Annotated in this window: 19 protein-coding genes; 5 read left to right on the top strand and 14 right to left on the bottom strand. The window is 35.8% G+C overall.

The genetic code is table 11. The features are described from left to right. The first annotated feature begins 1 nt into the window (after position 1). The gene (gene fliI / locus HUE87_RS12465) at positions 2-1318 is read left to right on the top strand and encodes a flagellar protein export ATPase FliI (protein WP_194366696.1); all 1317 of its coding nucleotides are present in this window, start codon (positions 2-4) and stop codon (positions 1316-1318) included. On the opposite strand, the gene HUE87_RS12460 is transcribed toward fliI, so the two are convergent. The 7 genes from HUE87_RS12460 to HUE87_RS12435 form a co-directional block, all read right to left on the bottom strand. Then, complete coding sequence (locus HUE87_RS12460; RefSeq protein ID WP_194366695.1) at positions 1296-3440, bottom strand: WD40 repeat domain-containing protein; 2145 nt, start codon at positions 3438-3440, stop codon at positions 1296-1298. The genes fliI and HUE87_RS12460 overlap by 23 nt on opposite strands. A 61-nt stretch (positions 3441-3501) precedes the next feature. Then, positions 3502-4476 (bottom strand): MBL fold metallo-hydrolase, encoded by a 975-nt coding sequence (locus HUE87_RS12455; protein WP_194366694.1) that lies wholly within the window; start codon positions 4474-4476, stop codon positions 3502-3504. 122 nt (positions 4477-4598) lie between these two features. Next, on the bottom strand, positions 4599-6095 hold the full coding sequence (locus HUE87_RS12450; protein ID WP_194366693.1) for an NAD(P)/FAD-dependent oxidoreductase: 1497 nt from the start codon (positions 6093-6095) through the stop codon (positions 4599-4601). Positions 6096-6222: 127 nt separating this feature from the next. After that, positions 6223-7656 carry a single-stranded-DNA-specific exonuclease RecJ gene (recJ, locus tag HUE87_RS12445; protein ID WP_229855289.1) on the bottom strand — a complete coding sequence of 478 codons (1434 nt, stop codon included), beginning with the start codon at positions 7654-7656 and terminating at the stop codon, positions 6223-6225. A gap of 26 nt (positions 7657-7682) precedes the next feature. Then, entirely contained in the window at positions 7683-7829 is a 147-nt protein-coding gene (locus HUE87_RS12765; RefSeq protein WP_229855170.1) for a hypothetical protein, read from the bottom strand. Between the two features lie 39 nt (positions 7830-7868). Beyond that, positions 7869-9488, bottom strand: coding sequence for a CTP synthase (gene pyrG / locus HUE87_RS12440; protein ID WP_194366692.1), 1620 nt, complete (start codon positions 9486-9488; stop codon positions 7869-7871). A gap of 131 nt (positions 9489-9619) precedes the next feature. Beyond that, on the bottom strand, positions 9620-10327 hold the full coding sequence (locus HUE87_RS12435; protein ID WP_194366691.1) for a cytochrome c3 family protein: 708 nt from the start codon (positions 10325-10327) through the stop codon (positions 9620-9622). Between the two features lie 385 nt (positions 10328-10712). Between HUE87_RS12435 and HUE87_RS12430 the strand changes: the two genes are divergently transcribed. Genes HUE87_RS12430 through HUE87_RS12415 form a run of 4 tightly spaced genes read left to right on the top strand, consistent with a single transcriptional unit; the run spans position 10713 to position 15259 of the window. Next, complete coding sequence (locus HUE87_RS12430; protein WP_194366690.1) at positions 10713-12332, top strand: cation:proton antiporter domain-containing protein; 1620 nt, start codon at positions 10713-10715, stop codon at positions 12330-12332. After that, a complete protein-coding gene (locus HUE87_RS12425; RefSeq protein WP_229855168.1) occupies positions 12314-13165 on the top strand; it encodes an HAD-IIB family hydrolase in 852 nt (283 codons plus the stop codon). Before HUE87_RS12430 ends, HUE87_RS12425 begins: the two co-directional genes overlap by 19 nt. Next, entirely contained in the window at positions 13158-14426 is a 1269-nt protein-coding gene (locus HUE87_RS12420) for a sugar MFS transporter (RefSeq protein WP_194366689.1), read from the top strand. Before HUE87_RS12425 ends, HUE87_RS12420 begins: the two co-directional genes overlap by 8 nt. After that, positions 14423-15259, top strand: coding sequence for a D-hexose-6-phosphate mutarotase (locus HUE87_RS12415; RefSeq protein WP_194366688.1), 837 nt, complete (start codon positions 14423-14425; stop codon positions 15257-15259). Before HUE87_RS12420 ends, HUE87_RS12415 begins: the two co-directional genes overlap by 4 nt. Here HUE87_RS12415 and HUE87_RS12410 read toward each other — a convergent pair. From HUE87_RS12410 to HUE87_RS12380, 7 genes are all read right to left on the bottom strand, one after another. Next, on the bottom strand, positions 15249-16223 hold the full coding sequence (locus HUE87_RS12410; protein ID WP_194366687.1) for a lytic murein transglycosylase: 975 nt from the start codon (positions 16221-16223) through the stop codon (positions 15249-15251). The two genes, HUE87_RS12415 and HUE87_RS12410, sit on opposite strands and share 11 nt — an antisense overlap. 9 nt (positions 16224-16232) lie before the next feature. After that, the gene (locus tag HUE87_RS12405; RefSeq protein WP_194366686.1) at positions 16233-17738 is read right to left on the bottom strand and encodes a putative bifunctional diguanylate cyclase/phosphodiesterase; all 1506 of its coding nucleotides are present in this window, start codon (positions 17736-17738) and stop codon (positions 16233-16235) included. Positions 17739-17811: 73 nt separating this feature from the next. Continuing rightward, positions 17812-18471, bottom strand: a complete 660-nt coding sequence (murU, locus tag HUE87_RS12400) for an N-acetylmuramate alpha-1-phosphate uridylyltransferase MurU (protein WP_194366685.1) — start codon at positions 18469-18471, stop codon at positions 17812-17814. Beyond that, the gene (locus HUE87_RS12395; RefSeq protein WP_194366684.1) at positions 18468-19406 is read right to left on the bottom strand and encodes an aminoglycoside phosphotransferase family protein; all 939 of its coding nucleotides are present in this window, start codon (positions 19404-19406) and stop codon (positions 18468-18470) included. Before HUE87_RS12395 ends, murU begins: the two co-directional genes overlap by 4 nt. After that, positions 19399-20484, bottom strand: coding sequence for an anhydro-N-acetylmuramic acid kinase (locus HUE87_RS12390; RefSeq protein WP_194366683.1), 1086 nt, complete (start codon positions 20482-20484; stop codon positions 19399-19401). Before HUE87_RS12390 ends, HUE87_RS12395 begins: the two co-directional genes overlap by 8 nt. 56 nt (positions 20485-20540) lie before the next feature. Beyond that, positions 20541-22004, bottom strand: a complete 1464-nt coding sequence (locus tag HUE87_RS12385) for a sodium:solute symporter (RefSeq protein WP_194366682.1) — start codon at positions 22002-22004, stop codon at positions 20541-20543. Continuing rightward, positions 22004-23110 carry a glycoside hydrolase family 3 N-terminal domain-containing protein gene (locus HUE87_RS12380; RefSeq protein WP_229855166.1) on the bottom strand — a complete coding sequence of 369 codons (1107 nt, stop codon included), beginning with the start codon at positions 23108-23110 and terminating at the stop codon, positions 22004-22006. Before HUE87_RS12380 ends, HUE87_RS12385 begins: the two co-directional genes overlap by 1 nt. Positions 23111-23118: the final 8 nt, after the last annotated feature.

Below are 23118 nucleotides of genomic sequence, written 5' to 3'. Positions count from 1 at the left end.
TATGCCATTTAGCTCACTAAAGAAAAGAATCTCTGACAGAAACTACTCTACATCATTTGGTCAGGTTGTTAAAATAAATGCTACTGTAGTAACTGCTACAGGCCTTAAAGTTAGCATTAGTGATATGGTTAAGATTGTTTCTAATGACAAAAATCAGGAAACTATGGGAATGGTTACTGAGATTGATGGGGAAACTTTTTTCATAACTCCGTTTAGTTTCGTTGAGGGGTTCTGCTCAGGTGACAAAGTGTTTCTAGATCAGACAGGTCTTAACATCCCTGTTGGCGATTCTTTACTTGGGCGAGTGGTAGATCCGTTTATGAGGCCAATTGATGGCAAGGGAGTTATCAACACCTCTAAACTAGCACCAATTATAAAATCCCCAATTGCAGCCATGAAGCGTGGAATGATAGACGAAGTGTTTAGTGTGGGAGTGAAAAGTATAGATGGACTTTTAACATGTGGAAAAGGTCAGAAACTAGGAATATTTGCAGGAAGTGGAGTCGGAAAATCAACTCTTATGGGGATGATTGTTCGGGGATCAGATGCACCCATAAAAGTAGTTGCTCTTATTGGTGAGAGGGGCAGAGAAGTACCTGAATTTATAGAGAAAAATTTAGGTGGAAATTTAGAGAATACCGTCATTGTAGTTGCGACAAGCGATGACTCTCCGCTTATGAGAAAATATGGTGCCTTTGCAGCTATGAGTGTTGCCGAATTTTTCAAAGATCAGGGATTGGATGTTCTTTTTATTATGGACTCTGTTACTAGATTTGCAATGGCTCAAAGAGAGATTGGTCTAGCACTCGGTGAACCGCCAACCTCAAAAGGCTATCCCCCTTCATCTTTGACGTTACTTCCCCAACTAATGGAGCGTGCCGGAAAAGAGGAAGGAAAAGGTTCTATAACTGCATTTTTTACAGTTTTAATAGAAGGTGACGATATGAGCGACCCAATCGCTGATCAGTCTCGTTCTATTTTAGACGGGCATATAGTTTTGTCTCGTGAGCTTACAGATTTCGGAATTTATCCCCCTATTCATATTTTAAATTCAGCGTCTAGAGTGATGAATGATATAATCTCCCCTGAACATTTTAGAGCTGTAATAAAATTCAGAAGACTATACACACTTTTAAAAGAGAATGAAGTTCTTATCCGCATAGGTGCATACGCAAAAGGGAGTGATTATGAGTTGGATGAAGCAATAAATAAAAAAGAGGAGATGGAGAGATTTATGAGCCAAGGCTCAACATTTCAAAGTCCATTTGACGAGGGTTTGGAAATTCTTTTAAAACTTATGGCTCCTGCTTCATTATAATATCAGAATGTGTCCAGCTGTTTCTTGAGCGTCTATCTGATTGGTTTTGACTAATAGCTAACTTAATAGATGATATTTTTTCAAATTTTTTCATTATCTGGCTTATTTCGCTGTCAATACCAAATATATCTATATATGTGTAAATAATAGTTTCCGCACCTCCAAAGTTTTTTGTTTGTATTAACATTTTTATTCTAACATGAAAACTTACTCTTATGAGGTCACCAATTTTATTGTTCCTAGTTGATAAGCCAATAAGATTACCAAGTGTTTTTTTGATATCTTTTATATTCCCGTTCAGTGCATACTCTTCACACTGATGCATTAGTTTTGACCAATGTTTCTCAAGAAGTATTGCTAACTCTGTTTGAGCAAGAGATTTATGTGAATCTAAAATTTCATAACATGATTTAAAATTATTTATTTCATATGCTGCTTGAAGTAGAAGTAAGTTTTTGCATTCAATATCAAGCATTTGAACTTTTTTACTAACTGATGGGATATTTTCAAGTGCGCAAATAAACTTTTTTGCAGTATCAATCTCACCAATATTGATATTATATTTTATATTTTCCAATTTATCTTCTATCTCATCATTGAGTAGAAGATAATTAGGGATTTGCGTAAATAGAGCATTTATGTTTATTAATCTGTTTATATTAATAAAGTCTTTATTTTTAACGGCTTCTAAAAACTCAATAAACTCTTTATTTTGAGTCAATATAAGCCTTATTATTTGTTTTTTGGATATTACTGTATTGTATCCATACAAAAGAGCTTTAGCACCATCTATATCTCCTCTCGCTATATGTCTTTGAGCATTTGAAAAGGCTACTTTAAATATCTGTTCCATTTTTATATATTGGGGGGTAAGTTTAAGAGGAGGGAACCTGGAAGACATAGAATAAGCTAAGGCATACTTATTTTCTAAAAAGAGACTATTAAATCTTTCAAAATTTGCAAATGCTTCAAAAAGATTTTTAATTTCATTCTGCTTTGAGTGTATATTTTTATATATTTCTAGTTTATTAACTGCTAGGATTTTATTTTGATTTATTAATGCTTTTGTAGCATACAAATAATCATCTCTAAATTTATCTTCAAGTGCTTTATGCTCATATGAACCTTGAAGCATTGGCTCTTTAAGTATAAGTTTGTAGGCATCCTCAAGAGAGTTGTGGGTAATTAGTGATTTTAATTTTGCTATACTAGGAAGCTCTATAATTACTATTTTATTATTCTCCTGAGCAACTACTAAATATTCACCATTAGCAATGTCTATTTTAACAATATTTGAGCTTAATTCAAGATACTTATTATGTGTAATTTTTAATTTTTTAATATCAATTATTGTAACAATATTTGTTCTTCCTGCCACCATTATGTAGTCAGGGTTTGGCATTAAAATAATATGTTTTACAGTTGATAAAGGAGTGTTTATAGTTTTATGAACTTTTGTATTGCCAAGTGATGTAATATCAATGGTTCCATCACTATTGCCGCTTATTAAAGTGTTTTCATCTGCAAAACATAAGGTCTCAACTCGTGTTCTATTGTGAGTGATTATCTTTCTATCACTATGAGAGAATAAATCTATTATAAAAATTGCACCGTCATAACCGGCACTTGCAAACATTTTTTTATGAAATGCAAAGGCACTCACAAAGATTTCATTATCTTTAATATTTAAATATATACTAGAGCGATTATGAGGAAATGAACATAGTCTTGCAAGAAGAGATGTTTTATTATGTCTATATTGAAGCACTCTTCCATTTGCAGTTCCTGCAATAATATATGTAGATGATGAATCAAAACTCAACATTGTAATATCTTCATCTGGTGTTTGTATGGTTTGTAGAGTCTCATTTGTTTCTATATCTATTACATATATCATGTGGTTATTTGTAAAAGCAAATATTTTGGAGTTTGGACTAAAGGAGTGGGCAGTTGCGCTTGGATTTAAATATTTATTTGTAATATTTTTCTTGGTTTCACATTTATTTAAGTCTATGAGTATGATACCATGAAGTTTAGTGCTGTAAGCAAAATTGTTGTTATCTAAAACTTTTAAACTGGTAATATTTGATTTAGATATTTGGCATTCATAGATTCTTGACATGAAATATTATATCTTAAAAATAGGTTGCTGAGTCACTATTTGTGACTCAAGCAAGGGTGTATTACATATCTTTTTGTTCAACTTCTGACATTGCTTTCATTAGGTGTTTGCCCATTTGACGGTCAAACTCATCCCAATGTTGGATATCTTTTAAATCAGCTGCAACATCTTTTTTAACTTCATAACTCTCTTTTCCATCCTCATAAGCTGTTTTAGCCCATTTTAGAACTGTTTTAAAGTAGTTTAGGAAAGGATCAATAACTTTATGCATTTTATCTGATGGACCGTGTCCTGGAACATATAAATCATATTGTTTATAACCATTTCTTTGAGCAATGATATCTTCAAGAAGTGCTATATTCCCATGAACACTAGAACTTTCATCCATACCACCAAGACGACAATCCATAAGATTATCACCTAACCAAAGTGTTTTAGACTCTACATGCTCTATTAAGATATCTGTATCTGTATGTGCACGTTCTGGATGAAAAACTTTAAAAGTATGTCCATCAACTTTAAGAACATCTCCATCATGTAAAACTTTAGTTGGGAAAGGGAATGGACCATCAGTACCTTTTAGGTTTTTAGAAAGACCCTCTAAGATGTTGTACCATAACCTAGCTTCACCATCTTTTGATGCCTTAATCATATTTGGATGAGCATAGCTTTGAGCATTTGGAAACGCTTCAGCAAATGCTTTACCAGCAAACCAGTGATCTCCATGTTTGTGAGTATTTAGAATAGCTAGAACAGGCTTGTCTGTAGCTTTTTTGTATTCAGCAACAATTTTTTTACCAACATTGTAGTTTCCACCTGGGTCAATTACAATAGTACCATTCTCACCCTCTACAAATGATGGGTTATTCATAAAACCTTCGTTTTCCACGCTTGGATTCTCCGGTGGACCGTGCATAATCCAAACGTTACCATTTACTTTTTCAAATTTAAATTCACCTAGTTTTCCTAAAGAAAACGCATTTAATGATAAAGAAAATGTAACAATCATTGCAATTATTAAACTTATTTTTTTCATTATTTCTCCTAATATATTTTTTTTGATAAAATTATCACAAAAATATTATACTTTTTTAAACTTAAGATTATAAAACATGGGATAGTGTTTCCCTCAAAAAGAGGGAAAAAGGGGGAAAATAGTTACGCTCTACCTGAAAGCATACCATGGATAGTCATTGGCTTAAGAAGATAAACTTTTAATAACCACATTAACCATCTCTCTTTAGTTGGATCTAATGGGAATGATGCAGCATTTACACCACTACCTGTCTTTTTAGAAGCCCAGTTAAACTCAGCTAGCATAACAGTACCAATACCTGTAATAAGTGGACAAACAGTATAACCGTCATATTTAGCAGTAGGTGTTTTACCGCCCATAACAGATATAACATTATCAACTACTACTTTGTATTGTTTACGAGCAGATCCACCAGTTTTACCCATTGGAACACCAGCACAATCTCCTAAAGACCAAACATTAGGGTAGAAAGAACTTTGTAAAGTCTCTTTGTCAACTGTTACCCAGCTTTTAGCAGAGCCTAGTTTAGACTTACCAACAACATCTGGAGCTTTTTGAGGAGGAGATACATGCATAAAGTCATATTTAACTTCAACCGGCTCGCTTACTCTTACCTTCTTCTTAACCATATCACCCATATCGTCTTCAACATCTTTTTCTACCATTGACCATTTGTCAAAAGTTGCTGTTTTAGTTGCTGTGTCTACTGCAATTAAGTTATGCTTGTAGTTCCATTTGAAACCTCTTTCTTCAAATTGCTTAACGATTGCATTATGGTAATCTTTGATACCAAACATACCACCACCATTTGGATAAAAAGTAAGTTCAACTTTGTCACGTACACCAGCTTCTACTAAGCGAGAGTGTGTTAGATACATGATTTTTTTAGGAGCTCCACCACATTTAAGAGGTGTGTTAGGGTGAGTAAATACAGCCTGTAATTTTTCGCTGCCAGTATGAGCTTTAGCTTTTGCAATTAACTCTTGAATACCTTTCCAAGTAGCTTCTGCACCATCTTGGAAATAGATTGAGTGAAGACCATCTCTAGTGATTGTTTGTTTTGTAGCTGCATTGTCTTTACCAGATGAAGTGATTACACCGTCAAGACCTTTAATTGCAGCATAGTTAAGTACTACACCAGTTGCTACAACTAATTGATCGTAAGAAATCTCTTTGCTGCCATCAACAGTAACTTTATTGTTATCAGGGTCAAAAGCAGTAACACTACCTTTTATTAGCTTAACGCCGCTTGGTACATAATCATCTGTTTTGTATTGAATATCAGAAAGATCCCAAATACCACCACCAACTAGAGTTTGACCAGGCTGGTAAGATACAGATAACGGATCTGGCTCAATAACAGTAATATCAGCATTGCTAATTGAATTGTTAAGACGTGCTGCTGTACTCATACCAGCTAGACCACCACCAACGATAACTATTTTTCCACTTACATCTGCTGATGCAACTGCTGCTGTAGTACCTACTGTTGCACTAGCTAAAACTGACGCAGCTAATGGAGATATTGTTAAATACTTTAGAGCATCACGACGAGACATAATCTCTGGGTGTTTGTCTACTTCGTTTAAAATTTCTTCTAAAATCTGGTTTTTGTTCATGTTTTTCCCTTTTTTTTGATAAAGTCACCAATTCTACATTCTTGAGCCTTAAGATAGTTTTAAATTTTAAGGTTTTTTTTATGATTTACTCTATATTAGGTGTTTTGTAGCAATTTTTACCATTATTTTATAATGGATAATCATAGATTTTATTTATAATAAGTTGAGCTGATACTCTATTGTTAAACTCATTTTTAGCCACTCTGTAGCTACATGTAAGCTTTTTGTTATCAGGCATATTGAATATTTTTTTGAATAGAATTAACTCGATTATTTTTCTTTCATGTGAAAATTGTCTAACACTTATTTTAGAGTGAGACTTATCTTTTCCAAAAAGTTTTATTTCTACTATCTCACCATCTTTTATTAAAAAAGTAGGACGAGAGTTTGCCTCACCATAAGGTTCGAAATTATCCAACAGACCCAAGAGTTCTAAATCAATCTCACTACTTGGCATTACTCCAACTAAATCATCTAATGGAATAAAATCATTAGGGTCAAGCTTAGAAGCACTTTTATTTATTGCACTTCTAAAACTATCTATATTGCTAGCTTCAAGGCCAAGGCCAGCTGCCATCTTATGACCACCAAATTTACTAAGATAAGTTTGATTATCTTTTATAAGCTCATATATACTTACGTTGCCTATACTTCTTGCACTCCCTTTGGCAACTCCATTTTCACAACTTAGTACAATCGCAGGTTTAAGAAAGTAGTCTACCAATCGTGATGCAACAATCCCAACTACACCTTCGTGCCAATGCTCTCCAGAGACAACTATTACATTATCCGAACTGTTTCCTTGAGATAATGCTTCTTTGGTTGTTTGAGCTTCAGTCTCACGTCTAAGTTCATTAAGTGCATTTAGTTTTTCAAATTGCATATATGCTATGTTATTATTGGTTGCCGTGAAGAACTCAAGAGCAATACTTGCATCTTCCAGTCTTCCTGCCGCATTTATGCGTGGAGCTACTTGAAATCCGATATCCTCTGAGGTGATAATTGATTTGTTTAAAAAATCCCTTATAATTATAGATGCCGGTCTGCTTGAGCTCATTAAAACCTTTAAACCCTCTTTTACTAGTATACGGTTTATATCTATTAGAGGCATAACATCAGCGATGATAGCTATAGATAAGATATCTAAAAACTGTTTCATATCAATTTTTAGATCTAATTCTTTTTTTACAAGCCCCAGCAGTAACCATGCTACCTGTGCTCCGCAAATTTCTTTAAAAGGGTATTTACATGTAAGGAGTTTTGGATTAACTATTGCATAAGCCTCAGGTAGAACCTCAGAGGGTGTGTGATGGTCGGTTATTATAAGCTCTATCCCTCTTTTTGCACAAACAGTTGCGGCTTCAATAGCGCTTATGCCATTGTCTACCGTAATAATTAAATCAGCCTCTATTCTCTCTAATACAGTTGGACTCACTCCGTAGCCATCGTTGAAGCGGTTAGGTATGATAGCTTCAAGCGGATAAGGAATTTGTCTGAAAAAATCTACCATTATTGCAGTAGAGCTTACTCCGTCAACATCGTAATCACCAACAAGAGTTATTTTTTTGTTCTCTCTTATAGCATCGGCTATTTTTTAGCAGCTTTTGGAGCATTTTGAAGTAGAGTAGGGCTAGGTATTTGTGAGAGTTTTTTTTCTTCTTTGTCAAATCTTTGCGTAAGTATTTCAAAAAGAGAAGATTTGTCTAAAAGAGGAGTATTGTCATAGTTTGGCATATAAAAAATCTTTTCTGTGTAAAAGGAAACTAATTCCTTCTACTCTACATTCAAAGTAGCTTGAACAAATGCTAAGATAGATGGGTTTGGAGTTTGAAGTCTTGATGTAAACTCTGGGTGAAACTGAACACCTAAGAACCAAGGGTGACCCTCTATCTCAACACTCTCTATTAGACCATTGGATTCACCAGTTACAATCATACCAGCTTTTTCTAACTGCTCACGGTATGCAGGATTTGCTTCATAGCGGTGACGATGTCTTTCAAAAATTGTCTTTTGGCCACTATACGCTTCTCTGATGATTGAACCCTCTTTTGTATCACATGGATATTCTCCAAGTCTTAGAGTGCCACCCATTGGTGATGTGTGAGTTCTTAGTTGCATACCACCGCTTTGGTCTAAAAAGTTGTCAATTAGATAAATCATCGGGTGTGGTGTATTTTCATCAAATTCTATAGAGTTTGCACCCTCTAGTCCGAGAACATTTCTAGCGTACTCAACAAGTGTAAGCTGCATACCAAGACAAATACCAAGGTATGGAACTTTGTTAACACGTGCATACTCGATTGCTAAAATCTTACCCTCAACTCCACGATTTCCAAAACCACCAGCAACTAAAACTGAATCACAGTCTCCAAGAAGAGCTTCGGCCCCTCTCTCTTCAATCTCTTCACTGTCAACCCAGCATATTTCGACACGAGTATCTAAATGGGCTCCAGAGTGAATAAGTGATTCTGTTAAAGATTTGTAAGCCTCTTTAAGTTCAAGATATTTTCCGACAAAACCGACAACAACTTTGTTCTTAGGTTGAACAATTTTCTTAACTAAAGAGTCCCACTCTTCCATGTCAGGGTCTAGTTCACCAAGGTCGAGCTCTTTTGAAATAGGTTTTAAGATATGTTGTCTTAAAAATGTAACAGGTATATCGTAAATAGTTGCAGCGTCTAATGCTTCAATAACACAGTCAGGATGTACATCACAGCTCATTGCGAGTTTTTTCTTGAAAGTTTTAGGAAGAGCATTCTCACTTCTGGCAATAATCATTTGTGGAGTGATACCGATACGGCGAAGTTCTTGTACCGAGTGTTGAGTCGGCTTAGATTTCAGCTCACCGGCAGCTTTTATGTAAGGTATAAGTGTTACATGTATAAAGTAAGTTCCCTCAACCTCATCATCATGTTTCATCTGACGAATAGCTTCCATAAAAGGAAGTCCCTCAATGTCACCAACGGTTCCGCCGAGTTCAACCACAAGAATATCGTGACCTTCTCCTGCTAGTTTAATCCGCTTGACAATCTCGCCAACAATGTGTGGTATAACCTGAATAGTTTGACCCAGATATCCACCAGCACGTTCGCGCTCGATAACGCTTGAGTAAACTTGTCCAGTAGTAAAATTGCTTGATTTGAGGTAAGAAGAGTCCAAAAATCTCTCATAGTTTCCTATATCAAGATCAGTTTCCGCTCCATCTTTTGTAACAAAAACTTCACCGTGTTCCAACGGAGACATTGTTCCAGGGTCAACATTGATATATGGATCTATTTTTAGCATGCCCACTTTTTTACCAGAGTGTTTAAGTAAAGTACCAACACTAGCAGCTGTAATCCCTTTTCCAAGAGAGCTTAAAACCCCACCGGTAACAAAAATGTATTTAGTCATGCAAAACTCCAAAAATATTTTAATAATCGCGAATTATATTATAAAATCTCTTAAAATCTATGTAGTTTATGAAGGAGATTCACAAAGTTTTAAAGAAAACTTCGTGAATAGTGTGGTTATATTTTTTGGTGTTACTTGTTATGGCAACCAAGACAAAGGCTACTGCCTCCATTAAATTTTCTTAGATATATCCCATTACTATATTCATGAGGATCATGGCAACTAGAACATTGAACTTTTCCATCCCTTAGCAAATCAGAAACGGTTTCAGCACCTACAAAATTATCAAGAGCCGTCTCTGTAGGTCTTAAACCTGCCCTGCCTGGTGTATAAACTACTGATATTGGGTGGTCATCAGTTAAATCACCAGATTCTTTAGTTGTATAATTGGCACCAACCGCTTTAACATCATTAACACCCATCCATACAGGTGTTGGAGAGCCAATAAGAGAACCAATTGGATTGATACCTCCAGAGCCGGGAGCATTTACAGCACTGTTCATAGCAGTGACCCCATCGTGACAACTAAGACAAGCTAAAGAGGTGTCAGTTGGTGTCGCATCTGTAGGAGTTCCTGCCATTGTAACACCTGGAACACCCCTAACACTAGCACCATACATTTTAAAAGAAACATTTGTAACTGGCTTATTCCAAAGCGGAACTGTAACTTGGCTTGCAAAGTCATTTGCGGCGTGAGGCGTATGGCAATAAACACAAATTTGGCCATTATCACTACTGCCAGCGCCGGCAGTTAAACCTATATGCGGTCCACCCATTGCTAAAAGATTTGTTGATAATAGAATTAAAGTATATAAATATTTATTAATAGATTTTTTCATATGTTAGTCTCCCCTCTAAACATTTTTACTATAACTTAAAAATTACTGTCAGTATTGTACAGTAATTTTCTTTCATGTGATTTTAAACTATTAATATTACCTTAGATAAGACCAAGAATAAGGGATTCTAAAGCTTAAAAAAAATTACTATATTTTTTAGAAAATGGCTGTAAAATATTTTTTTTAATTAAAAGATGTTTTCAAGAGAGTTAAATAGTTCAAAAAATGTACTTTTAAGCATTTAGATAAATAAATGAAGTAGTGAGAATTTATATCTATTACGGTTATATTCATTTCATCTGAATCGTATCTGTTAAGATTACATATGTAACAAATCAATTAAATACTATATAATGCTTCTAAAATTATTATTAGAAAGATTTTAATGGATTCTGCACTTCTTTATATTGTTATGGCTCTGGGTGTCTCAACGGTTTTAAACCTCTTTTTAAAACACATGGGTGTTTCACAGATTATAGGTTATATCATAACCGGTACAATTCTGGTCTATGCTTTTGACTTAAGAGACATTAATGGTTCGCACACTTTAGAGTATATTGGTGAGTTTGGTATAGTGTTTCTGATGTTTACTATCGGTCTTGAGATATCTCTGCGTAAAATGAACAGTATGAAAACAGAGATATTCTTTAACGGCTTCTTACAAGTGAGTTTCACTGCTTTAGTTGTTTATGCTGTCAGCCACTATATTTTTTCACTTGACTCAATGTCAGCCATTATACTCTCCCTAGCTTTCGCACTCTCCTCTACTGCGGTTGTTTTGAGCTACCTTAAAAGTTCAAAAGAGATACATAATCCTTATGGCCAGCGCGCAGCAGGGATACTTATTTTTCAAGATATTGCAGTTATTCCTATTTTGATTTTTCTGAGTTTTCTAACAAGCGAGGGTGACCAATCGGTTGGAGTGATTTTAAGAGACACTTTTATAAGTGCTGTTATCGTTATGGTGCTTTTGTTTGTTGTAGGTAAAAGGGTTATTGCATGGTTGCTGCACTTCTCTGCTTCAAGTGAAGTTGATGAACTTTTTATGGGTTCAGTTTTATTTATTGTAGTTGCCGCTTCTCTTTTTGCATCATATATGGGCTTCACATACTCTCTTGGTGCTTTTGTTGCCGGTATGGTAATTGCAGAAACTAAGTATCATCATAAGGTTGAATCAGATATTGCTCCGTTCAAAGATATCCTTTTAGGTACATTTTTTATCATTGTTGGTATGAAGATAGATGTACTATACTTTATAGACAACATTGGAATAATTATAGGTATTTTTCTGCTGGTGTTAGTTTTAAAAGCCATTATTATATATCTTTTACTTCGTATAACATCTTCGCATGTATTATCACTTAAAACTGCTTTAGCACTATCTCAAGTTGGAGAGTTCTCTTTTGTAATATTTGCAGTTGCGAGCATGGGTGGCCTTTTAGACAAAGAGTTGGAGTCACTCTTTATTCTAGTGGTTATTTTCTCTATGATTGTCACTCCATTTTTTATCTCTAAAATCAACATGCTAGTAAGACACTTTACACACTTTGAATATCTGGGATTAGATACTTCCGACTTTCTTTCAAGGAAAAACCATGTGATTTTGTGTGGATACAGTATTGTAGGTAAGTTCGCAGCAAAATCTTTAGATAATATAGATGCGCCTTATGTAATTATAGACAATAACCCAAAACATGTTCAAGAGGCTTTAGCAGAAGGAAAAGAAGCATATTTGGGTGATATGTCCAAGTTGTCTCTTTTGGAAGCTATCCATGCCGAGAGTTCGGCCGGAGTGATAGTAACCCTAGATAATATGGATAAAAAAAGAGCAATCTGCGAGACAATTCTTGCTCATACAAAAAATATTAATTTAATAGTAAAGGTATCAACTCTAAGAGATAAAAACAATCTAAAAGATTTGGATATTACATCTGTTATTGACAGTAAAGAAGAGATAGGTCGAATACTGGTTGAGAGAATGGCCGAATGCAAATTGAAGTACTAGAGAATATGAAAAAAATATATATAACAGATCTCGATCACACATTTTTAAGAAATGACCTCTCTGTAAGTACTTTTACAAAAGAGATTTGGAATGGCTTCTCTGCACACTCAATTGTTAGCGTAGCAACAGCAAGAACATATAAAAAAACAGCACAATTTTTAAAGAATGTACAAGTTAATTCCCCGATGATTCTCCTTGATGGTGCTCTTATTGCAACAATGGATAAGAAGATAATAGATACAAAGTTTATAAACAAAGAGGTAGGAGATGCCATTATAGACGAAGGTGCTAAGTTTGGTATCTACCCTTTTGTCTTAGCTCTTGCAGACAAGAAATTAAACGAAGCTTTTTTATACTCTGCTATTTTAAACGAACACCAAAAAAAAGTTCTCACCCGCTACTCAGAAGATGACAATTTAGTTGAGCACAAAGATATACGTGCAATGGATGATAACTTTAAGATTGTTTATATGGGTGAGGAAAAACTGTTGCGAAAATTGGCTCTACATGTAGAAGCTATTTTTGGCAATAATTTAAAATATATCCTCGCACCAGAAGCTTATGTGGGTTGCTATTTTTTAACTATATTGCATAAAGACGCAGATAAGTCTCACGGTATTCGAACTGTTAGCCAATACAGCGGTTTTGACTTAAAAAAATTAACCGTTTTTGGGGATAACTTCAATGATGTAGGAATGTTTGAATTAGCTGGAGTCTCTGTAGCAGTTGCAAATGCACAAGAGGGTGTTAAAAAATTGGCAGATATTGTACTACAGCATACAAATGATGAAGATGCAGTTGCAAACTATTTAAAAGGGCTTAAAAATGGATAACAAATCAACTCTTATACCTATGGTGATTATAGGGATTTTATTTTTTATTTTCGGTTTTGTAACTTGGCTAAACGGTTCACTAATCCCGTTTTTAAAAGTCATTTGTGATCTCAATGAGTTTCAGGCACTCTTTGTGACTTTTGCTTTTTACATCGCTTATACTGTTATGGCTCTTCCGATGTCCTTTGTGCTTGATAAAACCGGCTATAAAGATGGAATGGCAACAGGTTTAGGCGTTATGGTTGTCGGCTCTCTTATATTTATACCTGCAGCGCAGAGTGCAAGTTTCACACTTTTTTTGGTTGCTCTTTTTACACTGGGAACCGGACTTACAATACTGCAAACAGCATCAAATCCATATATAGTTTTAGTAGGACCTATAGAGAGTGCTGCAATGAGAATAAGTATAATGGGACTTATAAATAAAAGCGCAGGGGTTATAGTTCCTCTTCTTTTTACCGCTATTGTACTCTCAGATATAGGCTCGTTAGAGAATCTTTCAAACGAAACAAAAGAGTCTCTCTCTTCACGTCTTATTGTTCCATATATTATTATGGCAGCTGTTTTGACAGGGCTTATTGCTTTAGTTAAATACTCATCACTTCCAGAGATTGAGTTTGAAAAAGATGAACACTCAGACAAGAGCAGTATATTTCAGTTTCCACGTGTGGTTTTGGGAGCAACTGCACTTTTCTTTTATGTTGGTATTGAGGTTATAGCTGGGGATACCATCGGGCTTTACGGGCAGTTTTTAGGTCTGAAAAACTTCACCTCCCTAACTTCATACACTATGACTTTTATGGTATTTGGCTACCTTATAGGGGTAGCTTTTATACCTAAATATCTTTCGCAGGAAAAAGCACTTATCGGTTCTGCACTCTTTGGTATTTTATTTCTCTTTGGCGTTGTGTATTCATCGGCGCAGAGCAGTTTGGTTTCAGAGATATTGTGGGGATGGAGCGGTATAAGAACACTGCCGGACACTGTTACATTTGTAGCACTTTTAGGTTTTGCAAACGCCCTTGTTTGGCCTACAATCTGGCCGCTGGCACTTGAGGGTTTGGGAAAATATACAGCTCAGGGGAGTGCTCTTTTGATTATGGCAATTGCAGGGGGAGCAATTTTGCCTCTTATATTTGGAAAAATTTCATATATGAGCGGAGATATGCAATCAACATACCTGATAGGGATAATTTGCTACTCTTTCATTTTGGCATACGCAATGAAGTGGCATAAAATCACATCTTGGAAAATGCATTGATTGAGTACAAAAAACTCTCCAACGGCTTTGAGTATATTGAAATTAAAAATAGTTTGGCTTATGCAAAAATAGCACTTCAGGGCGCACATATTTTTCATTACGAACAAAACTCAAAAGAGCCTATACTTTGGTTGAGTGAGACGAGCGATTTTGAGATAGGAAAATCAATTCGTGGCGGAGTTCCAATTTGTTGGCCATGGTTTGGGTTGAACAAAGATGATAGTTTGCCTCAGCACGGCTTTGCAAGAACCTCCATTTGGGGAGTTGCCAATACAGACGAGCGCAGTGCTGATATAACTTTGATAACTCTAAAACTTGAATACTCTAAAGAGTCATTAAAATTGTGGCCATATAAGTTTGAACTAGAGTTACATGTAAGCATTTCAGATAGACTGACTATGGAGTTAAAAACCACAAATATTGATGAAAAATCTTTTGAGATAACTCAAGCCCTTCACACCTACTTTAGTGTATCAGACATTCTACATGTAGCTATTCGCGGTTTAGATAAAAAGCCTTATTTGGATGCCCTTACATTTAAAAAAGAGATTCAAAGCGGAGATATAACTTTTAACCAAGAGGTAGATAGAGTTTATCAAGAAGTCTCAGATGAAGTTTTGTTAAAAGATAAAAATAGAATCCTACATGTAGAGAATGAAGGCTCTTGCTCTGTTGTAGTTTGGAATCCATGGATAGCTAAATGCAAAAGAATGAGTGCTATGAGAGATGATGCTTACAAGAGCATGCTCTGCATAGAGTCTGCTAATGCATTTGAAGATGAGAGAGTGATAAAATCAAATGAATCACTCACCCTTAAGGCTACTATTTACTAAGGCCTTTGTGCGAATCATAAGCCAAACGCATTACCCCAACGGCATAGTTTGAAGAGTTGTTGTAGCGCATAATTTTTTTTGTATACTCTTTAAGGTATGCAAGCTCATCTTTTCCACATGCGAAGCAGTCATATTTTTTTCCAGACTTTGTGCTTTTCTCATAAACAAATGAAGCATTGTCATTATTGAACTCATACTCATACCACTGAGATTCTATATCTTCAATATCAGGCATAATATCCCAATCTATCAGCTTGAAGAAATTGGCTTTTTTATTTAAAAATTTACTCGCAGACATTATGGCATCTTCCATTTTTGTCAAATCAGGAACTTTACTTTTGTAGCCATCTGCATATATAAAGCTATTTGGCATAAACTGCGGTATTCCAACAGCTCCAGCGTATGAGCTAGGTAGATTGCATCCCTCTGGTGTCACACCTTTTTTATAACAGTGGGTGATTATAGATACCATATTTGTCTTGCCCATGTTTATGAGCCATTTTTCACGCTTTGTATTTGGCTTTGTACGCACCACTAAAGTGTTAAATACTATAAATGCATCATGTGTTGGTTTAATCTTACCCAGTCTGGTCTCTTTTATTAAAATAGCAGCTATAACCTCACGGTTTACACCATATTTTTTCTCAGAATAGTCATAAACTTCAGAGTATTTATTGAGATGCTCAATCATATCAGGTACATATTTTACTAAAACATTGTTAGCTTTTTTTTCATTTTTTTTATGAGTTTTAATATATTTTGGCTGCAGATACTTATAGCTTATCTCATCAAACTTTTTTGTCTTAAAATATGAGAGCAGAAATTTATTTGCATACTTATATGAGACACCGTTTTTTACAACTTTTTTACAGACATCTATATAGTCTTTGTTTTGAAACTCGCAGTTTGTATATTTAGCAAAAAGCAGAGTGCTTAAAGATAGTATCAGTATGGATTTTAACATTGTGTAGCCTTAGCATGTGTAGTTATCGTTAGAGTATACACTATAAGGGTAAACTGGTTTTGAATAGTAAAATCCTTGAATATAGTCACAGCTTATCTGTTTAAGCATTCTTGCTTGTTCTTCAGTTTCAACACCCTCTGCCACAACCTTCATCTCCAGAGTATGACCCATAGCGATAATTGCCTTGGCAATAGCAAAATCATTTTTATCCTCTTCTATATCTTTTATAAGTGCTCTGTCAATCTTAAGCGTATTTACTTTGAAACGTTTTAGATATGCCAATGAAGAGTAGCCGGTGCCAAAATCATCCATCGATAATGATACACCAGTGGAGTGAAGTTTTTCAAGAAGCATTTGCGATAAAAAAGAATCTTCCATCAAAAATGTCTCTGTTATTTCAAAATCTATGTATTTCTTAGGTATTGGTGTCAAGTGTAAGACTCTTATTATCTGGTCTATGTGCTCTACTTGCAGCTGTCTGCCAGATAGGTTTATAGACATAACAATTGGCTCTTTGCCATCTTTTTGCCATATCTCCTGCTGCTTGAGTGCTTCTTGTAAAACCCATTCGCCTATAGGTATGATTAGCCCTGTCTCTTCAGCCAAAGGAATAAAGTCTATAGGGTTTATAAGCCCATTTTGTGGATGTTGCCATCGTATAAGAGCTTCCACGCCAACGAGTTTACTAGTGAGTGCATCAATCTTTGGCTGATAAAGCAGATAAAACTCATTGTTTTCAACGGCATGTCTAAGATCTTCTTCAAGAGTAAGGTGTCTTTGCGACACCTCAGTAAGAGATTGTGTGTAAAAACTTATTTTATCTTTGCTAATTGTTTTAGCTTGTCTCATCGCTGTGTAAGCGTATTTCAGCAGGTCTGTTTTGTTTGCAGCATCTTTTGGAAATCTACTTATCCCTGCACTTGCCTCTAGGTTAAAGGTGTGACCATTACTACAGAGAATCGGCGTTTGTATAATGCTGATAATTTGTTTTGATTTTAAGTATATGTCATCATCTGAGAGAGTATTTTCTGCAACAAAGGCAAGCATATAGGTATCTATTTTAGCAAATAGGTCTACACCGCTTATGTTGCACTTTAGTTTTTCTGCAATGTTTACAATAAGATCATCCACAATTGCATGACCAAAGGTATCTTGTATATCTTTAAAACGGTCTAATTCCAATAATATTAGAGAAATATTATTTTTCCCATGAGATGTTTTAATACTGTGATCAAGCCACTCCAAAAGTTTTGCTCTGTTTGCAAGGGATGTCAACTCATCGTGATATGCCAAATAAGTTACTCGGTTCTCTGCTGTTTCTCTCATTAACACAAATGGCTTTATAACCCATTTGTATATAATTGGCGTTGCAAATATAGTTAAAGAGAGTGCATCAACACACGCTTCTGATATCCAATCCAAATCTAATTCCATAAATTCAAGGACTAGCATGATGATGGCTTCTACAACAAGTAAAATTGCTGCAATACGAAAAATAATCTGTTTAATTGTCATTGTTTATACTTTATATAATAAGTTGATTGTCTGCTTTTGAAGACATTGTACATCGCCTTGTCTGTATAGTTCATTAAATATCGTTGTTTATGTTATTAAGTCTTTGCGGCGTTCCAATATCATACCATCTGCTTTTGTGCAGGGAACCGCTAACTCTATCTTTTTCAATAGCCATACGCAGTATGGGGGCTAAGGCCTTTTTTTCACTTGTCAAACCAATAAAAAGTTTCGGGCTATAGTAGCCAATTCCAGAGAAAGTAAGCTTATTTTCACCATCGTTGAAAACTCTTCTATTGTCTAAGGTAAAATCACCATTTTGATTATGTTTTGGGTTTGGAACTAAAATCAGATGAGCTAAATCATCTCCCAAATCAAAACTGGAATCAAACTCATAATCACACCAGATATCTCCATTTACTACCAAAAAAGTACCTTCTCCAAGTAGTGGAAGGGCTTTTATAATACCGCCTGCACTCTCTAGTGCTCCCTCTTTTTGCTCATTAGAATATATTAGTTTAACACCCCATTTGGAGCCGTCACCCAGAGCCATCGGTATCTTATAACCTAAGTGAGCGATATTTATTATGATTTCGTTAAACTCCAAAGAGGCGAGTTTTTCTATATGCCAGATAATAAGTGGCTTGCCGTGAATCTCAAGCAGTGGCTTGGGAATATGGTCGGTAAGCGGTCTCATCCTCTCACCGCGTCCAGCCGCTAAAATCATTGCTTTCATGAAACACCTTTTAAAAACTCTGCCAACTCTTTGGTTTGGCTGTATCTGCCTGCCGTCTCTATAACATATTTTAGTGTAAGTGGAATATCTTTTAGGTAGCCGTCTTTGGTATCACGAAGGTATAGGCGCGAAAATATTCCTAACACTTTTATATGTCTTTGCAGACCCATAAAATCAAACCATTTTATAAATGTTTCATCATCTATGTGCAGATTTTTTTTATCTCGAAACTTTAGTGCTAATCTCTCTATCTCTTCTCTCCCATAGGCTATGTAGCAATCTTTTAAAAGTGAGACCAAGTCGTAGGTAACAGCGCCGCTCATAGCATCCTGATAGTCAATCACTCCGATTTTTTTATCATCTGTAATCATTATATTTCTTGAGTGAAAATCGCGGTGTACAAACATCTCTTGAGGCTGTTCAAGCACAACGTCTGAAATAGCATCCAGAGTGGTTTTTATAAGCTCTTTTTGAGGTGCGTCCAACTCTACATGTAGAAGTTTTTGTAAGTACCAATCTTGCATCAAATCCATCTCTGCATGTAGAAAAGCTTTGTCGTAAATCGGCAGCCCGGAAGTATCTGCTTTTTGCATTGTTATAATGGTGTCAATGGCATCTGAGTAAAGAGTTTTGAAGTTCTCTTGGTTAAGCACATTGAGATAATGTGTGTTTGAAAAATCTTTAATTATTAAATAACCATCCTCCAAATTTTTCTCTAAAATCTTTGGTGCGTTAACCTCTACATGTAGAAGTCTCTGGGTTACATCTAAAAAAGGTTTTAAGGACTCTTTTTCAAGTGATGAATCCATTAAAAGTACACTCTCTCCATCTTTACTAAGTCTGTAGTATTTTCTAAAACTTGCATCTGCAGAAGCAATCTCAAGCTTATGATTTTTGTATTTTGTAGTAGAGAGCCACTTTTTTATGTTATTCATATATACACCCCAAAATAGAGTCTCTTGAAGCACCGGTAACCGATGAGAGTGCAACTTCTTCTTTGTGAATACGTTTGTAAGCAAGCCACGCAAACGCCATCGCTTCCATAAACTCACTACTAACACCATGTTTATCACTTAGTGTTACATTAATCTCTTTTAGTTCTACATGTAGCTTTTTCATAAGTGCACCGTTTCTCGCACCTCCTCCACAAACTATAAGTAGCTCTGTTGAGGTTTTTTTCACCTCGTTTGCTATAGTCACTGCAGTTAGCTCCAAAAGTGTTGCTTGAACATCTTCGGTAATCACATGTGAGAAATTTTCTAAATGTTTCTCAAGCCACTTTGCATTAAATAGTTCACGACCACAGCTTTTAGGAGCCTCTTTTTTGAAGTACGGCTCACTTAGCATTGAGTCAAGGAGTTCCGCGCTTACATGTCCGGACTCTGCCCACTCTCCGTCTTTGTCATAAACTTTATTGTGGTTTTTAAAAATCCAGTAGTCCAAAAGAACATTTCCGCACCCAGTGTCATACCCTATAAGCTTCTCACCTAAGATGCTTATATTTGCCATCCCTCCAATGTTTAAAACGGCAGTTTTGCTGTTTAGATTGGAAAATATCTCTTGGTGAAAGACAGGTGCAAAAGGTGCGCCTTGACCGCCGAGTGCTATATCTTTTTGTCTAAAATCACTAACAACACTAACACCTGTTTGTGCTGTTATAACGCTGGCATTTCCAAGCTGCATAGAAAAAGGATACTCGCTATTTGGCTCATGCCAAAGCGTTTGACCGTGAAGACCAATAGCTCTGACATCTTTTTGGTTGATTTTATAGTGATTCATAAAGGCAGAAATGTGGTTGGCATAAAGTTTGCCCAAACGGGTGTCAATCTCACCTATGGCTTTTAAAGTGGTGGTTGTGCTAATAGCACTTAAAATATCCTCTTTTAAATCATCATCAAAGGGGTATTCGCACGAAAATACAAGTTCACAAGATTGAGAGTCTATTTTACATAAAACTACATCAACACCGTCAAGAGATGTTCCTGACATTACACCAATATATAATTCACCCATTTTCAACAACCTTTGAGTTTTTCTAAAAGATTAAATTATATCCAAAATCAATAATTTTATCTCTTTGCACTCTGCATGATGATAAACGAAACCAAAGTCCCAATAACTATCTGCCACGAGAAGCCGATGCTGACTCCAAAAGTGTATGGCTGAAGTGCCAATACGGTAATAAATCCGCCAACAAGTGCCCAAAGAACAGTTTTCTCATTTCCGCGGGAGGTAAAGATTGCCGAGAAGTAGACACCTAAAAGTCCAGTGTATGCAAACGCCATAACACCGAGTGCGAAGCTAATTAGAGATAGGTCGCTGTAGTGTTGCCAGAAGTAACTAACCATTGCCATTATAGAGAGTAGCAAAGCGAAGAGGAGTACCGCAACTCTGGATGCCTTAACAAAATGGTACTTATCTATTTTGCCCTGCTTTAACTTCCACGGCTTATATAGATCCTCAACTGCAACTGAAGCCATAGCCCCTAGAACTGAGTTAGTGCTTGAGAGTGCTGCAGCAATTGCTCCAACAGTAACCAATCCTCGCAGACCCTCAGGCATCTCATTTAAAATATAGTACATAAAAATGGTGATTTTCTCACCCTCAAAATTCTGCGTAACATCGCTTTGCAGGTAAAAAAGAAAGAGAAGTGCGCCGATACTTAAAAAAAGAAGAACAATAGGTATAGTTAAAACTATAGAGACAATAAGAGATTTCGCAGCCTCGTTTTTATTCTTACATGTAAGAACTCTTTGGGTCATATCCTGGTCAAGTCCGAATGCCGCAATGTTGAGTAATAACCAACCGCTTAAAAGTCCTATAAGACTAAACTTTCCATCAATGCTTGTATCCAAAAAGTTTAGTTTACTGTGCTCTTTTAGTGTTGCGAATATCTCTATGTTTTCCAGCGAATAGTAAAGAAACACTAAAACCGCCACACCGGCACCGACGTAAGTAACGGCTTGGATAATATCACTAAGTATTACAGAGCGTACACCGCCGAAGTAGGTGTATGCGAGTGCTCCAAACATTAAAACTAAAATAGAAATGGCTACATGTAAGAAAATGATGTCACCAAATAGAATCATGGAGATAGCGAGTGCACCGATGTAAAGTCTTGCTCCGCTCGCCAATACTCGACCAATTAGAAACATTACTCCAGCATGTTTTTTTGCACTCTCTCCGTAACGTATTTGCAGTAGTTCATAAACAGTCACTGCTTTCATCTCATAATATTTGGGAATCAAAACAAATGCTACAAAAATAACAGCGAGCAGTGCAGAGAAGTAAAAGCCTATAAATGTGAAGTCATGAGCATAAGCGAATTCAGGAACGCCTAAAAATGTAGCAGCGGATTGTGAGGTCGCAAGAACTGAGATGGCAACAGCAAACATTGGCATTGCAGTGGGACTTAAAAAGTACTCTCGCGAAGAGGTTATTTTTGTACGGCTTAAAATTATGGAAGTGACGGCAAGAAGTAAAAAGTATGAGCCAAATACCAGCCAGTCAAGGATTGAGAAGGCACTTTGCATTATAGTTTTTTTCTTTTTTTGTGAAGCTCTTCAATTCTCTTGTTCGACTCTGAAATTCTTTTTTGTGAGATTGCACCGCTTTTTACTTGAGATAAAATAACTTCTATCAGTTCATCAACATCTTGAGTAGCAAGCTGGTTTCCAAAAAGCAAGATGTCAACTCCTGAGTTAATGGCTAAAGCTACTATCTCTTTTAATGAATAGTGTTTTGAGACTGCTTTCATCTGCAAATCATCGCTGATTAAAACACCTCTATAGCCAAGCTTCTCTCTTAAAAGCTGTGTGTTTACCTTGTATGAGAGTGTTGCAGGATATTTAGCGTCAAGCTGTGAATTAAAGACATGTGCTGTCATTATCATAGAAATATCATTTGATTTTATCAGCTCTTTGTAAGGTTCTAACTCGATTTCGCTCCATGTGTTAGATATATTTACAAACCCTTTATGTGAATCCCCAAGAGATGAACCATGACCAGGGAAATGTTTTAAAACACTGAAAATATTCTCATTTTTAAGTGAATCCATAAATATTTTCGCGTATTTTACTACCTCTTTAGAATCACTTCCATAAGAGCGTTCAAGTCCGTAAATAACCATATTCTTAGGATTTACTGCCAAGTCAACAACAGGTGCAAAATCACAGTTGATTCCACTCTTTTTAAGCATTTGAGCCTGAGCTTTATATATTGCTTTTGCCTCTTCTACATGTAGAGCAGAAATTTGCTTTGCGGAGGCTGTTTGGCTGAAGCCATAAGCTGGTTTTAGACGTGCAACTTTTCCACCCTCCTGGTCTACAGAGATTAAAAGAGGTTTAGTTGAAAAAGATTTTAGTTTTGAGGTTAAGCGTTGAAGTTGTTTAGGTGAGCTTATGTTTTTTGTTTTACTTCTGTCGCTGTAAAAACGGTCAAAAAGGATGACACCACCAAGTTCATAGCTCTTGATTTGTCTTACTATCTCACTGTTTTCATTTATATCTTCATTTGGGAATCCGATAAGAAGCATTCTTCCTATCATCTTTTTGAGTTTTGTATCATCATTTGTTGTCTGGCTTGCACTTAGAGTTTGAAGAGCAAGTACAAGAGTTAAAAGTAGTTTGATTAATTTCAAAAACGATG

Source organism: Candidatus Sulfurimonas marisnigri, from assembly GCF_015265475.1.
GTDB lineage: Bacteria > Campylobacterota > Campylobacteria > Campylobacterales > Sulfurimonadaceae > Sulfurimonas > Sulfurimonas marisnigri.
The sequence above is the reverse complement of the archived record's forward strand: the minus strand, read 5'-3'. Positions and strand labels throughout refer to the sequence as shown.

What these genes read in the sequence shown, in the direction of transcription:
- HUE87_RS12395 (WP_194366684.1), bottom strand. Translation starts at nt 19,406, where the DNA reads ATGAATAACATAAAAAAGTGGCTCTCTACTACAAAATACAAAAATCAT.
- pyrG (WP_194366692.1), bottom strand. Translation starts at nt 9,488, where the DNA reads ATGACTAAATACATTTTTGTTACCGGTGGGGTTTTAAGCTCTCTTGGA.
- HUE87_RS12460 (WP_194366695.1), bottom strand. Translation starts at nt 3,440, where the DNA reads ATGTCAAGAATCTATGAATGCCAAATATCTAAATCAAATATTACCAGT.
- HUE87_RS12435 (WP_194366691.1), bottom strand. Translation starts at nt 10,327, where the DNA reads ATGAAAAAATCTATTAATAAATATTTATATACTTTAATTCTATTATCA.
- HUE87_RS12765 (WP_229855170.1), bottom strand. Translation starts at nt 7,829, where the DNA reads ATGCCAAACTATGACAATACTCCTCTTTTAGACAAATCTTCTCTTTTT.
- fliI (WP_194366696.1), top strand. Translation starts at nt 2, where the DNA reads ATGCCATTTAGCTCACTAAAGAAAAGAATCTCTGACAGAAACTACTCT.
- HUE87_RS12420 (WP_194366689.1), top strand. Translation starts at nt 13,158, where the DNA reads ATGGATAACAAATCAACTCTTATACCTATGGTGATTATAGGGATTTTA.
- HUE87_RS12455 (WP_194366694.1), bottom strand. Translation starts at nt 4,476, where the DNA reads ATGAAAAAAATAAGTTTAATAATTGCAATGATTGTTACATTTTCTTTA.
- HUE87_RS12450 (WP_194366693.1), bottom strand. Translation starts at nt 6,095, where the DNA reads ATGAACAAAAACCAGATTTTAGAAGAAATTTTAAACGAAGTAGACAAA.
- HUE87_RS12425 (WP_229855168.1), top strand. Translation starts at nt 12,314, where the DNA reads ATGCAAATTGAAGTACTAGAGAATATGAAAAAAATATATATAACAGAT.
- HUE87_RS12430 (WP_194366690.1), top strand. Translation starts at nt 10,713, where the DNA reads ATGGATTCTGCACTTCTTTATATTGTTATGGCTCTGGGTGTCTCAACG.
- HUE87_RS12405 (WP_194366686.1), bottom strand. Translation starts at nt 17,738, where the DNA reads ATGACAATTAAACAGATTATTTTTCGTATTGCAGCAATTTTACTTGTT.
- HUE87_RS12390 (WP_194366683.1), bottom strand. Translation starts at nt 20,484, where the DNA reads ATGGGTGAATTATATATTGGTGTAATGTCAGGAACATCTCTTGACGGT.
- HUE87_RS12410 (WP_194366687.1), bottom strand. Translation starts at nt 16,223, where the DNA reads ATGTTAAAATCCATACTGATACTATCTTTAAGCACTCTGCTTTTTGCT.
- HUE87_RS12385 (WP_194366682.1), bottom strand. Translation starts at nt 22,004, where the DNA reads ATGCAAAGTGCCTTCTCAATCCTTGACTGGCTGGTATTTGGCTCATAC.
- murU (WP_194366685.1), bottom strand. Translation starts at nt 18,471, where the DNA reads ATGAAAGCAATGATTTTAGCGGCTGGACGCGGTGAGAGGATGAGACCG.